The organism is Pseudonocardia acidicola (assembly GCF_012911935.1).
In the GTDB taxonomy this organism is placed as follows: domain Bacteria; phylum Actinomycetota; class Actinomycetes; order Mycobacteriales; family Pseudonocardiaceae; genus Pseudonocardia; species Pseudonocardia acidicola.
Genome location: NZ_JAAXLA010000016.1, coordinates 15234 through 28725, shown reverse-complemented (window position 1 = coordinate 28725; position 13492 = coordinate 15234). Strand labels below are relative to the sequence as shown.

The following is a 13492-nucleotide window of genomic DNA, read 5'->3' as shown; positions in this document are numbered from 1 at the left end:
GCGTGCTCCTCCTGGAACTCTGAGCGGGAACGTCGGTGGTCGATCGACGTCGAGCTGGCCACCAGCCGGCCGGGGACGAGGACCCAGCTGCTGGGCGCGCTCCGATTCAACCGGCCGCACACCTCCGCGGCCATGGCAGAAACTGCCTACGAAACCCGTATTGATGAGCAAACTCTGCCAGGGAAATCAGCGGCGTCGCGAGACAGCGGGCCCGCGTCGGTGGGCTCTCTTCAGCTGTGCAGGACGTCTTCGACGGCGGCGGCGACCTCGAGCAGGAAGAGATCGGCTCCGTGCCGGGCGACGATCTGCAGCCCGACGGGCAGCCCGTCAGCAGTGCGCCCGAACGGCAGCGAGATCGCCGGGCAGCCGGTGACGGTGATGAAGTACGCCGCCTGCATCCAGTCGAGGTAGGTCTTCATCGGCCGGCCGTTGATCTCCTGCGGGAACTCCCGGTCGGCCGGAAAGGGCGGCACCTGAGACGCCGGGAGCACGAGCACGTCGTACGGCGCCCCCTCGACGCCGGCGAAGAACTCGCGCATCCGCTCGGAGAGGGTGGTGCGCTGGGCGTAGGCGCGTGCGATGTCACCGCCGGTCAGCGACGCTCCTGCACGGATGTTGTCGGCCAAGGACTGTTTGAACGCGGCGGGATTCGCGTCGAGCATCCGACCGAACTTCGCCTGGAAGTGCCAGGCACGCAGGGTGCGGAAGGTGTCGTCGGCGCCGGCGAGATCCGGATGGGCGGATGCCACCAGCGCCCCGGCCGAGGAGAACACCGACGCCGAGGACGCCACGATCGCGGCGACCTCGCCATCGACCTCGAACGCGCCTCCGAGGTCCACCGAGAGGGCCACCCGCAGCCCGGACAGAGACCCCCGGATCGGAGGGGAGAACGCCGAACCCGGATCCCCCAAGGCCTGCGGCGCGCGAGGGTCGGGTCCCGCGATCACGGAGAGCAGCAGTGCGAGGTCACCGACGTCGCGCGCCATCGGGCCGCCGACCGAGGTGGTCTCCCACTGGTTGTACAGCGGCCATTCCGGAACGCGGCCCAGCGAGGGCCGCAGCCCGACCACGCCGCAGAACGAGGCAGGGTTGCGCAGCGAGCCGCCCATGTCGGAACCCTCCGCGAGCGGCACCATCCCGGCCGCGAGCGCGCACGCCGCGCCCCCGGACGAACCGCCCGCGGACCGCGACGGGTCGACCGGGTTGAGCGTGGTGCCGAAGACGGTGTTGAACGTGTGCGACCCGGCGGCGAACTCGGGCACGTTGGTCTTGCCGATGGTCACCACGCCGGCCCGGCGGATCCGTTCGACGATCAACTCGTCACGGCCCGGAACGTGCTCGGCGAACAACGGTGAGCCGTACGTGGTGCGCCAACCCGCGACGGCGTGGGTGTCCTTGAACGCGAAGGGCAGCCCGTGCAGCGGCCCGACCTCGGCGCCCGACGCCAGCAGCTCGTCGGCCGCGGCGGCCCCGGCTCGCGCGCGCTCCTCGTCCAGGGCGACGATCGCGTTGAGTTCGGGATTGCGTTCGGCGATGCGCTTCAGGTGCAGGTCGAGCAGCTCACGGGCGGAGATCTCGCGGGCGCGGACCGCCGCCGCCTGGTCACGCGCGGTGGACTCGACCGACAGCTCCATCGTCGAGCTCACCGGCGGCGGGTCAGTGCCGACCCCACGATGGCCCCGAGCAGGACCAGCCCGGCTCCGATGCCGACGCCCTTCAGGAGGTCGTCCTGGGAGCCGGCTCCGCCGGTCCTGCCGGCGGGTGCGGTGAAGACGACCGGATTCGCGGGTCGGGTCGAGGCTGCCGGGCCCGCGACGGGCTCGGCGCCCTGCTCCGCAACCGTGGCGGGCGCGGCAGGCTGGGCGATGGCGTTGCCGATGTTGCCGAAGAACTCTGCGGCCATCCGCTTCGACACACTGCTCAGCATCCGTTGGCCGACACCGCCGACCATCCCGCCGACGACGGCGTCGGCCTCGTAGGAGATCCGGGTTCCCTCGGCGCCGAGGTCGTCGAAGGCGACGTCCACCGTGGCGTCGATCGTGCCCGGGGCGCCGGAGACGGTGAGCTTCATCACGAGGGAATCGTGGTCTTTGAGGTCCGACAGCGTGCAGGTCCCGGCGTAGGTGCCCTTGATGGCCGCCACGCCGGCCGTGACCGTCATGGCGTATTCGTTCTCGACGGTGCTCTCGAGCTTCTCGCAGCCCGGGATGGTCGCGACGAGAACCCGCGGGTCGAGCAGGGCGTCCCACACCTTGGCCACCGGGAAGGGCACGACGTTGGATCCACTGATCTTCATGGGGTTGCTCCGCGGGTCTCTCGAAGGGCGAACAGGTCGGACGGGGAGAGCGGCATCGCGGTGATCGGGAAGCCTTCGGCGTCCTCGATGGCGGCGGCGAAGACCGCGGCCGCGGGGATCACCCCCGCCTCGCCCGCGCCCTTGATGCCGAGCGGGTTGAGCGGGGACGGCGTCTCCAGGTGGTCGATGTCGATGTCGTCGGGGATCTCGGTGACGTAGGGCATCAGGAAGTCCATGAACGACGCATTGAGCAGCTGCCCGGACTCGTCGTAGGCCATGCGCTCGTAGAGGGCGCCTCCGATGCCCTGGGCGACGCCGCCGTGGATCTGGCCCTCGACGATCATCGGGTTGATCATGTGGCCGCAGTCGTGGACGACGGCGTACTTCACGATCGTGATCTCGGCCGTGTCCGGGTCGGTCTCGACGATCGCCGCGTGCATGCCGGCGGCGAACGTGGCATGCGGAGGGCTGTAGAAGTCCTTGCCCTCCAGGCCGGGCTCCTCGTCCTCGGCGACCGGGGGTTTCCGGGCGTCGCCGACCGAGAACTGTGTCGCGGCCTTCGACGCCTCGTCGAAGGCATAGCGCAGCGGATTGGACAGCACCGACACCGTGGCCAGGTCGATCGAGCTGCCGGGCGAGCCCTTCACCGACACCACACCGTCGACGATCTCGAGATCCCTGACGTCCACCTCGAGGGCTTCGGCGGCGATCCTCAGCGCCTTCTCCTTGGCCCGCTTGGCCGCGAGGTGGATCGCCGACCCGCTCATCACCGCCGCCCGGGACGCGTATGTGCCGACCGCGTACGGCATTCGCCGGGTGTCACCGGTGACCACCTCGACGTCGTCGAACTTCACACCGAGTTCGTCGGCCACCAGCTGCGCGAAGACTGTCGCATGCCCCTGCCCCTGCGTGGTCAGACCGGTCGCGACCTTGACCTTCCCGGTGGTCTCGATGTGGACGTGCGCGCCTTCGTAGGGGCCGACACCGGTGCCCTCCACGTAGCAGGCCAGACCGAGCCCCACGCGCCGGCCCTGCGCCGCCATCTCCTTCTGGAAGGCCGGGAACTGCTCCCAGCCGATCAGCTTCTTGAGCTTCTCCAGCAATGCGGGGTAGTCGCCGGAGTCGTACTCCAGCGCGCGACCGTCCTGGAAGATCAGCCCGTGGTCGTAGGGGAACTCGTCGGGCTGGATGAAGTTGGCCGCCCGCACCTCGGTGCGGTCCTTGCCGAGGTACTTCGCGATCGCATCCATGGTGCGCTCCATCGCGTAGCAACCCTGCGGGCGGCCGGCGCCGCGGTACGGCGTGACGATCACGGTGTTCGTGTAGAGCGATTCGAAGACCACGCGATAGTTCTGCGGCTTGTAGGGGCCGAGCAGCTGGGTCGAGGTGATGATCGGCACGATCAGGCCGTACGGGGTGTATGCGCCGTGGTCGTGCCAGAACTCGACGTTCAGGCCGAGCAGACGGCCGTCGTCGTCGAAGCCGACCTCGATGTGCTGCACCTGGCCGCGCTCGTGCGCCGAGGAGATGAAGTGCTCGCGGCGGTCCTCGGTGAACTTGACCGGTCGGCCGAGCGCTCGGGCTGCGAACGGGACCAGGAGCTCCTCGGGCCACGGGTGGTTGATCTTGACGCCGAACCCGCCGCCGACATCGGGCGTGATCACGTCGACCTGTCCGAGATCGAGGCCGAGCTTGAGCGCGACCGCGGCGCGGACCCCGGTGGACGTCTGCGTCGACGTCCACATCTGGAGGCGGTTCAGGTCGGGCTCCCAACGTGCGACGGTGCCCCGGCCCTCCAAGGGCATGCAGGCGCTGCGCTCGATGGTGAGATCGAGCTCGAGCCGGTGGGGCGCGGTCGCGATCGCCGTCGGAGCGTCGCCGATGTTCTGCTCCATGCGCGCGCCGACGTTGCCGGGTACATCGTCGTGGACCAGGTGCTCGGCCGCGCGTGCGGCGTCCACGCCGACGACCGCGGGCAGGAGCTCGTACTCGACGCGAATCCTGCCGACGGCGTCCTCGGCCAGGTAGCGGTCCTCGGCCACGACGAACGCGATCGCCTCACCGACGTAGTTGACCTCGTCCTTCGCCAGTGTGTACTGGGTGCGGCCGTGGGTGAGTGCGGGGTGGGGGATCAGCAGCGGCAGAGGCTCGGCCATCGCCGTCGAGAAGGCGGCGAGGTCGTCGTAGGTGTAGACCGCGTGGACGCCGTCGACGTCGAGGACGTCGGAGACATCGATGTCGAGAATTCGGGCGTGCGCGTGCGGCGAGCGGAGTACCGCCGCGTGCAGGACATCGCGCCCGACGGCGATGTCGTCGACGTATCGCCCCTGGCCGCGCAGGAACCGCTGGTCCTCGACGCGCTGGACCTTCTGCCCCATCAGCTTGGTGGTCATGAGGCGCCGGCCTGGAGCTCCGCGGCCCGCTCGACGGCCTTGACGATGTTCAGGTAGCCGGTACAGCGACACAGGTTCCCGGCGATCATGTCGCGGGCCTGCTCGTGCGTGGGCCGGGGCTGCTGACGAAGTCCGGCGGTGATGGTGGTGAGGAAGCCGGGCGTGCAGAAGCCGCACTGCAGGCCGTGGCACTCGGCGAAGGCCTGCTGCACGGGCCCGAGGGAGCCGTCGGGGTTGGTGAGACCCTCCACCGTGGTGATCTCGTAGTCCTGCGCAGAGACGGCGAGCATCAGGCACGACCGCATCGGCTGCCCGTCGACCAGGACGGTGCAGGCCCCGCACACGCCGTGTTCGCAGCCGACGTGGGTGCCGGTCAGACCCAGGTCGTGACGCAGTGCGTCGGACAACAGCCGCCGTGCGGGTACCCGGATCTCGTGCACGGCACCGTTGACCATCAGGCGCACGTCGTGCAGCCGATCGCTCATCGGGCTCCCTTCGCGTTCTCCATGGCCGCTCGTACCACCCGGGTGGTCAGCACCCGGGCCAGCTGCGAGCGGTACTTCGCGGTCGCGTGGATGTCGTCGGCCGGTTCGAGCCGCTGCAGTGCGGCCTCCCCCATCTCCTCCAGCGGTGTGCCGCTGAGGTCGACGACGGTGGGCACCTCACTGACCGACAGGTAGCCCACCCTGATCGAGTCCGCCTCGACCAGGGCTGCCGCCCCGACCAGGGCGTAGTCGCCGTGCCGGCGGGCGATCTCGGCGAAGGCCACGCCGGCGCCCGTGGGCAGGGCGGGGAAGAAGGCCGACACCGCGATCTCGTCGTGGTGGACCGAGGATTCCAGCGGCCCGACGAACAGGTCGGCGGCGGCGATCGTGCGCCGCCCGTCCGGGCCCTCGACCTCCAGCGAGCCCCCGAGCAGCGTGAGCACCAGCGGCATCTCCGCCGCGGCGTCGGCGTGCACCAGCGACCCGACCGTGGTGCCGCGGTTGCGGATGGTCGGGTGGGCCACGTGGGACAACGCCAGGGGAACGAGCGGTTGGACACGCTGCACCTCGGGCGAGGCCAGCACGGCGCTGTGCCGGGCGAGGGCGCCCACGCGAACGCCCGGGCTGTCCCCCTCGACAACGGAGATGGTGTCCAGGCCGGGGAGGCCGTTGATGTCGACGATGACCGCGGGGGAGGCGAGTCGCATCGACAGCAGCGGGATCAGGCTCTGGCCGCCGGCGAGCACCTTGGCGTTCGGCTCTGCGGCCAGGACGGCGACCGCCTCGGCGAGTGTGCCCGGCCGGACGTAGTCGAAGGAAGCAGGTTTCACAGGGCCTCCGTGGCCTTTTCGGACGTCCGTTCGGTTCGGCGGCCGCTCCTGTTGACGAGGTGGAAATAGACGATCACCAGGATGGTCCCGAGGGCAATGCCGCCGAGTGAGAAGCCGTCGGTGAACTTCAGGGTCACACCGCCGATGCCGGCGATGAGGCCGCCCGCGAGGCCGACGACGTTGACCGGGTCGCCGAAGTCAATCCGGTTCTCGACCCAGATCTTCGCGCCGACCAGGCCGATCATCCCGTAGAGCACGACCGTGATCCCGCCGAGGACACCGCCCGGGGTCGCGCCGACGATCGCGCCGAACTTCGGGCACAAGCCCAGCAGGATGGCAACGATCGCTGCTACGTAGTACGTGGCGGTCGAGTACACCCGGGTGGCGCCCATGACACCGATGTTCTCGGCGTAGGTCGTGGTCGGCGAGCCACCGAACAGGCTGGCCAGCGCGGTCGCGGCCCCGTCGGCGCCGAGGGCGCGCCCCATGTAGGGGTCGAGGTTCTCGCCGGTCATCTCGGCGACGGCTTTCACGTGGCCGGTGTTCTCCGCGATCAATGCGATGACGCCGGGGAGGACGAGCAGGATGAAGGTCAGCGAGAAGCTCGGTGCGTGGATCACGCTGACGCCGTCGCGCAGGGTCCCGCTCGGCAGCCCGATCCAGTCGGCCGCCTTGACCCCCGCCCAGGAGACGCGCTCGTGCACGGTGGCTGTGCAGCCCTCGCCACCGCAGGAGTTGATCGGCCCGAACAGCCCGTCGAAGATCAACGAGATCACGAAGCCGAACACCAGGGCCAGGACCACCGCGATGCGCGACCAGAACCCGGGGAGCAGCACGGCTGCGCACACCATGAACGTGGCGGTCAGCAGGGCGACCCACTGGTCCTGCGGCCAGTACTGGGCGGCCACGACCGGCGCCAGGTTGAAGCCGATGAGCATGACGACGGCGCCGGTGACAGCCGGCGGCAGCACGGCGTGAATGACCCGTGCGCCGACGAAATGGACCAGCACGCCGACCAGCAGGAGCACGACGCCGGCGACGAGGATCGCGCCGGTCACGTCGGCGGAGTCGCCTCCCTGCGCTCGGATGGCGGCCACGCCCGCGACGAACGCGGCGCTCGTACCGAGGTAGCTGGGGACCCGGTTGCTGCACACGAGCAAGAACAGCAGCGTGCAGATGCCCGAGAACATGATCGCGAGATTGGCGTCCAGCCCCATCACGAGCGGGAACACAAAGGTCGCGCCGAACATCGCGACCACGTGCTGGGCACCCAGTCCGATGGTTTTTCCCCAGCTCAGCCGCTGGCGGGGCGCAACCGCCTCACCCGGCCGGGGATCGACCACTTCCCACTTGAAGATCGACACGGACGACCCCTTCGGCATCAGCGACAGGCCCGAGCTATCGCCACAAGCTAATAAGCCGAACTTCACACCCACGACGGCGACTCATGCCGAAGGACCGGCGGGATGGATGGCATATGTTGTCAACGGATCGGTGAGTTCAGGCGAATTGCGTGAATGTGTCACACGCAGGCGAGCACGGTGGTCAACCGGCGATTTTCAGCACCTGCAGCGCCACCGCGACATCAAGTCGCAGATGCGGATCGGTGGACAGCGGGCCCAGCAGGCGCTCCAGCTTGGAGACCCGGTAGCGCATCGTGTTGTAGTGGAAGAACTGCAGCCGCGCGGCCTCCGCGATGTTGAAGTTCGTGTCCAGCAGGATCTGGAGGGTTTCGCGCAGGTCGGCAGCCTCCGAGGTCGGCTCGGCGAGGACGCCGAGGGCGTCGCTGACGAACGAACGCAGCTCGCCCGAGTCCGGGATCAGGGCGATCAACCGATGAAGGCCGAGCTGGTCGAAGAACGTGGTCGATCCGCCTCCGCTGACCCGCCGGCCGACCTCGACGGCGCGGCGCGCCTGGGCGTATGCCCCGGGGAGATCGTCGAGGCTCGTCGCGGCGCGGCTGACGCCGACCGAGAAGGGGCGACGGCCACCTCCCTTGTCGCCGGTGACCGCGGTGACGGCGCGGCGGACGACGGCCTGGCCGGCCGGTGGTTCGTCGTCTGCGATCGGCAGAAGGGTCACGACCTCGGAGGAGAAGTCGACCGTCGGTATGCCCTCGCCGAGCCCGGCGCTGACCTGCCGCCACGCCGCGGAGAACCGCTTCTGCCACAGTCGGCGTTCGCTGCCCGAGACCGGCTGGTCGGGGGCGGGGGGATCCAGCTCGGCCGACACCACGACGACCGTGCGGCGCAGGTCCCATCCGAAGGTGTCGGCGTGCTCGGCGACGTAGGCCGGGTCGGGGGAGCGCCGCAGGAGCAGGTCGCGCAGGAAGTCGCCCTGGTATTTGGTCTCGACGGCGGTGACCGCCTCCTCGCGGGTGATCAGGAGCGCAGCGACTGCGGCTGCACGCTCGAGCGCGTGGACATCGTCCGAGGACAGTGGTTCCTCCGGGCGCAGGCACACCAGCTTGGCCAGGTTCGCGCCGCCCGCCGCGACCCTGAGCGCTCGGGCCTCACCGCTGCCCACCGCGGCCCCCTCCGGGCCCATCCGCTCCACACGCAGCCGCCCCGTGGGGTCGATCAGCTCGTGCTCGGTCAGCACCTGACGAAGTTCGTCCGGCAGAGCTGACGCACGCTCCCGTCCGTCGGCCGAGGTGAAGGCCACGCCCACGCCGAGGACCCGGCCGACCTCCGCTGCGATTCCGGCCAGGTCGCCGCCCTCGAGCACGATCTGGGTCAGCGCGGTGTGCAGCGCGTCGACGCGTGCCAGGGCAGCGCTCGCAAGCTCCTCACGATCCCCTGTTATCAACACTTGCGCTCCTTCGCTGCACGAGTTGGCAGATCCTTACATCGGCAAACCGTAATCCTCGCGTCTAGCGTCGAGCGTGTGATCCCGGTCAGCGCGCCGTTGCGGGTGCATGCGCACCTTCGCCGCAGCTCCGACGGGCCGGTACGTGTGGTGCATCGTGGACGCGACGCCGTGTACGTCGACGTCGGCGGCCGGTGCGTCGGTGTGATCGGCCGGCGGGCCACAGCAGTGCCGTGTGCGCTGCGCTCGCTCGCGGAATCCTTCGATGTCGGGAGCGCGCACCTGCGCGATGGCGTCCTGCACCTCGACGGTGTGCCCGTCACGGTCGGCCGGCTCCTCGACGTCGGCGTCCCGCCGCTGGCGGGCGCCGCGTCAACGCTCACCGGTGTCGAGACCGTCGCCGAGCAACTCGGCATCGTCCTGCCCGTCATCACGCCGGCTGTCGTCGCACGGCTCATCGGCCGCGGCGACGGGCTCACTCCGCTCGGCGACGATGTTCTGTGCGGTTGGATCGCGGTCCACCGTGCGGCCGGCGTCGGAACCCCGGCCGTCGACGCGGCTGTCCGGGCCCGGCTCTCCCGCACCACCCTGCTCTCCGCGTCGCTGCTCGACTGTGCCCTCAACGGCGAGGTCGTCCCGGAGTTCGCGGTCTACGTGTCGGCGCTCGGTGCGCCGGCGGAGACCGACGCTGCAGCAGCTCTGGCTGCGATCGGTCATACCTCCGGCAGCGGGCTGCTGCACGGCGCCCGCCTCGCCCTGTCCGCCCTCCACACCCCAGGAGTTGCCGCATGACGACCCACGTCGAGCTTCGGCCCGGCGCCTATGCCGACTCGGTCACCCTGCTCCAGGTCAGCCGGACCGTGCAGGGCCTCGACGGCGTCGTGGCCGCCCAGGTCGCGATGGCGACCGCGCTCAATGTCGAGGTGCTGGCCGAGATGGGTTTCGACGTGCCGGCTGCGGCCGGCCCGAACGACATGATCGTCGCCCTGAGGCTCGACGCACCCCAGGCGTTGACGGCGGCGCTGGCGGGTGTCGACCAGGCGCTGCGTGACGCCAACCGCCAGGCGGCCTCGGACTCCACGGTGGTCGCGCCGCCGCGCACCACCGCTGCCGCGCTCCGGCGTAGCCCCCGAGGGCTGGCGCTGGTGTCGGTACCGGGTGCGCACGCGATGGTGGAGGCCATGGACGCCATCGACGCGGGCCGCGACGTCATGGTCTTCAGCGACAACGTCCCCGTCGAGCAGGAGATCGCACTCAAGCGTGCCGCGGCCGAGCGCGGGGTCCTGGTGATGGGCCCCGACTGCGGGACGGCGGTCATCGGAGGTCTCGGTCTGGGCTTCGCCAACACCGTGTCCCCCGGCCCGGTGGGCATCGTCGCCGCATCCGGCACCGGCTGCCAGCAACTGCTCGCGCTCCTCGACCGTGCCGGCGTCGGTGTCGCCTCCGCCCTCGGCGTGGGCGGTCGCGACCTGTCCGCCGACGTCGGTGGGTCGGCCACCCGTGAGGCGATGAGACGGCTCGACGCCGACCCGTCCGTCGAGCTCATCGTGATCGTTTCCAAGCCGCCGGCCGCGGAGGTCGCCGCCGAGATCCAGGCGTTCGCCGACGAGTTGACCACCCCGGTCGAGTTCGCACTTCTCGGCCCCGGGCAGCCGGACCTCACCGCGTCGACCGAGGCCGTGCTGCGACGCCTCGGGCGTCCCGTGCCGAGCTGGCCGGTCGAGGGCACGGCGAAGCACCCGACCGGTGGTCGGTACCTCCGTGGTCTCTTCGTCGGCGGCACCCTCGCCGGCGAAGCGAAGCTGATCGCCGGCGAGGCATTCGGTGCCGATGCCGGCCACACCTTCATCGATTTCGGAGACGACGCCTACACCACCGGCCGGGCACACCCGATGATCGACCCGACCCTTCGGCTGGAGCACCTCGTGAAGGCCGCCGCCGACCCCGAGACCGCGGTCCTCCTGCTCGACGTGGTACTCGGACACGGCGCCGACGCCGACCCCGCTGCTCTGCTCGCCCCGGCCATCGCTGACCTCGCGAAGCCGGTCGTGGTCACGGTCGTCGGAACCGAGGCCGACCCGCAGCGGCGCGACCGGCAAGTCCGCGCGCTCGCGGATGCCGGCGCCGAGGTTCACCTGTCCAACGCGCATGCCACGCGCCGCGCGATCGAGATGATGCAGCAGATCGGAGAGCGATCGTGACCACCCCGAACGGCGTCGTCGAGAGCGTTGTGAACGTCGGCACCGACCTGCTCGCCGACGCCGTGGCCGAGCAGGCCGTCCCGGTCACCCGGGTGGACTGGCGCCCGCCCATGGAGCACACCGAGGCCGACCTCGCGATCGTCGCGGCTGATCCGCTGAGGCGCTCCGCGAACGAACGCGCACTCGATGCGATGCTCAAGGTCACCGCGACACTGGTCGATGTCGTGCCCGCGTCCGAGGCCCTCGATCTGCAACCCGGCCAGTTCCTGCACGCCGGTCCGCCGATCACCTGGGACCGTGCCTCAGGTCCGCTGCGTGGAGCCCTCATGGGCGGTGCCGCGCTCGAGGGTCTGGTCGATGACCCCGAGAAGGCCGCGGCGCTGTTCGAGGCCGGCACGTCGGTGTCGCTGGAACCGTGCCACCACCGCTCCGCGGTCGGCCCGATGGCCGGCGTGGTCACCCCGAGCATGTGGATGTTCGTGCTCGAGGACCCGGCGACGGGGCGCCGCACGTACTGCTCGCTCAACGAGGGCCTCGGCAAGGTCCTTCGCTACGGCGCGTACGCGCCGGACGTCCTGCACCGACTGCGCTGGCTCGGGAACGTCCTCGGTCCCCTCCTGCAGACCGCGGTCCGGCGCGTCCGCGACGAGAGCGGCCCGGTGGACGTGACGGGCATCCTCACCCAGATGCTGCAGATGGGCGACGAGGCGCACAACCGCAACCGCGCCGGCACGCTGATGCTGCTCCGCGACCTCTCCCCGGCGATGGTCACCGCCGGAATCGACGCCGGGTTCAGCCGCAGCGATGTCGCCGAGTCCCTGCGATTCATCGGCGGAAACGACCACTTCTTCCTCAACCTGGCCATGCCGGCCTGCAAGCTCGCTCTCGACGCGGCGCGCGGTGTCGAGGGCTCGACGATGGTGGTTGCGATGGCTCGCAACGGAACCGACTTCGGGATCCAGGTCGCCGGCACCGGCGATGAGTGGTTCACCGGACCGGCGCAGCTCGCCGACGGACTTTTCCTCGGTGAGTACGGACCGGACGACGCCAACCCCGACATCGGTGACTCGGCCATCACCGAGACCGCCGGGATCGGCGGATTCGCCATGGCCACCGCGCCCGCCATCGTCCGCTTCGTCGGCGGCTCGGTGCCCGACGCACTGGCAACCACCCGCCGCATGCATGAGATCACCCTCGGCGAGAACCCGCGCTGGTCGGTGCCGGTACTGGAGTTCCAGGGCGTCCCGTCCGGCATCGACGTCACGAAAGTCTGCCGTACAGGCATACTCCCGCAGATCAACACCGGTATGGCCGGGAGGATCGCAGGAGTCGGCCAGGTCGGAGCCGGCCTGGTCACCCCGCCGGCCGAGATCTTCCCCGAGGCACTGGCCCGACTCGCCCAGCTGACCCGGTCGCGAGCCTGAGAACCGTTCCCGTCGGGGTCGCGGAACAGCACGTTCCGGACCCCGTTCGGGTAGGTCTCCCGCTGCACGGGTCCTATCCCCCGTTCCATGACCGTGGTGACGAGGCCGTCGGGATCGTCGACGAAGATCGTGTGCACCGAGTGGCCTGCACGCCCGACGTTCTGCTCGTTGAACAGCGAGCGGTGTTCGACCGGCTCCCACACGGTTTCGGTGGCGGATGCGGGACGCAACACTCCCCGGCGCCGCCACCTGTCCAGACCTTGGCCGTCCTCGACGATCGTCGCAGACACGCCTTGACGGCTCATGGAAGGAGGGCTCTGACCTTTTCGGGATCCGGACCTCCTGGTTCGATCAGCACGACGGCGTCGTCGAAGCCGGCCTCCGCGTAGCGCTGGAGCTGCTCGCCGGTGGGTCCGAGGTCGTCCGTTCCGGACAGCCGGACAGCGCACACGATGGCCCGTCGGCCACCGGCGGCCCGGTACCGTTCGTGGGCAGCGATGATCTGGTCGGCCGTGCGGCGGTATCCGGAGGCCAGCCAGCCGTCGAACTCCCGGGCGGCCCGCTCGACGTTGGCACCCCACGAGCCGAGGAGGAGCGGCGGCCCGCCGGTGGCACCGGCTGGGGGGGCGAGGTCGGCGCGCTCGTCCCGCCCGTGGGCGAGCAGGACCCGCAGCCGCGCCACGTTCTGGTCGAAGGTTCGGAAGCGCGCGGTGTAGTCCCGGTCGAAGGTGGCGTAGTCGGCGTCGGTCGACCCGGGGCTGATGCCGAGGGTCAGGCGGTCACCGCACACGGACTTCAGCGACAGGATCCGGTGCGCGAGGTCGGCGGGATGATGGAGCGGCACCTGCACAGTGGCCGTTCCCACTTCCACCCCCTCGGTGGCCGTGGCCGCCACCGCGACCGTCACGAACGGGTCCGGGACCAGGGAGCCGCGCCCGATGATCTGGGGAGTCCACAGGCTCTCGAAACCGGCGCCCACCAGGCGTCTCGCCCACTCGGCGACCGCGAACGGCGGCGCATCGGACAGGTGGGCGAGCGTCGCACCCAGGCGCACG

11 protein-coding genes are annotated in these 13492 nt (G+C 70.4%); 3 read left to right on the top strand and 8 right to left on the bottom strand.

What is annotated here, in order from left to right:
- Positions 1–230: 230 nt before the first annotated feature.
- From HF526_RS11030 to HF526_RS11000, 7 genes are all read right to left on the bottom strand, one after another.
- Positions 231–1646: an amidase gene (locus HF526_RS11030; protein ID WP_338051405.1), complete on the bottom strand. Its 1416-nt coding sequence runs from the start codon at positions 1644–1646 to the stop codon at positions 231–233.
- On the bottom strand, positions 1643–2296 hold the full coding sequence (locus HF526_RS11025) for an SRPBCC family protein (RefSeq protein ID WP_169381289.1): 654 nt from the start codon (positions 2294–2296) through the stop codon (positions 1643–1645). Before HF526_RS11025 ends, HF526_RS11030 begins: the two co-directional genes overlap by 4 nt.
- The gene (cutA, locus tag HF526_RS11020) at positions 2293–4689 is read right to left on the bottom strand and encodes an aerobic carbon-monoxide dehydrogenase large subunit (RefSeq protein WP_169381288.1); all 2397 of its coding nucleotides are present in this window, start codon (positions 4687–4689) and stop codon (positions 2293–2295) included. The genes HF526_RS11025 and cutA overlap by 4 nt, the downstream gene beginning before the upstream one ends.
- The gene (locus HF526_RS11015; protein ID WP_169381287.1) at positions 4686–5174 is read right to left on the bottom strand and encodes a (2Fe-2S)-binding protein; all 489 of its coding nucleotides are present in this window, start codon (positions 5172–5174) and stop codon (positions 4686–4688) included. Before HF526_RS11015 ends, cutA begins: the two co-directional genes overlap by 4 nt.
- Entirely contained in the window at positions 5171–6004 is an 834-nt protein-coding gene (locus HF526_RS36885; protein WP_169381286.1) for an FAD binding domain-containing protein, read from the bottom strand. Before HF526_RS36885 ends, HF526_RS11015 begins: the two co-directional genes overlap by 4 nt.
- Entirely contained in the window at positions 6001–7386 is a 1386-nt protein-coding gene (locus HF526_RS11005) for a uracil-xanthine permease family protein (RefSeq protein WP_169381354.1), read from the bottom strand. Before HF526_RS11005 ends, HF526_RS36885 begins: the two co-directional genes overlap by 4 nt.
- 163 nt (positions 7387–7549) lie before the next feature.
- Positions 7550–8815 carry a helix-turn-helix domain-containing protein gene (locus HF526_RS11000; protein WP_169381285.1) on the bottom strand — a complete coding sequence of 422 codons (1266 nt, stop codon included), beginning with the start codon at positions 8813–8815 and terminating at the stop codon, positions 7550–7552.
- Here HF526_RS11000 and HF526_RS10995 point away from each other — a divergent pair, their 5' ends adjacent.
- The 3 genes from HF526_RS10995 to HF526_RS10985 are packed head-to-tail and all read left to right on the top strand — an operon-like array spanning position 8816 to position 12437.
- Positions 8816–9604: an oxamate carbamoyltransferase subunit AllH family protein gene (locus HF526_RS10995; protein ID WP_211177051.1), complete on the top strand. Its 789-nt coding sequence runs from the start codon at positions 8816–8818 to the stop codon at positions 9602–9604.
- The gene (locus HF526_RS10990) at positions 9601–11013 is read left to right on the top strand and encodes an FdrA family protein (protein ID WP_169381283.1); all 1413 of its coding nucleotides are present in this window, start codon (positions 9601–9603) and stop codon (positions 11011–11013) included. Before HF526_RS10995 ends, HF526_RS10990 begins: the two co-directional genes overlap by 4 nt.
- Positions 11010–12437 (top strand): oxamate carbamoyltransferase subunit AllG family protein, encoded by a 1428-nt coding sequence (locus HF526_RS10985; protein ID WP_169381282.1) that lies wholly within the window; start codon positions 11010–11012, stop codon positions 12435–12437. Before HF526_RS10990 ends, HF526_RS10985 begins: the two co-directional genes overlap by 4 nt.
- A gap of 301 nt (positions 12438–12738) precedes the next feature.
- Here the strand turns inward: HF526_RS10985 and HF526_RS10980 are convergent, their stop codons facing one another.
- The gene (locus tag HF526_RS10980; RefSeq protein WP_169381281.1) at positions 12739–13491 is read right to left on the bottom strand and encodes an LLM class flavin-dependent oxidoreductase; all 753 of its coding nucleotides are present in this window, start codon (positions 13489–13491) and stop codon (positions 12739–12741) included.
- Between the last annotated feature and the right edge of the window lies 1 nt (position 13492).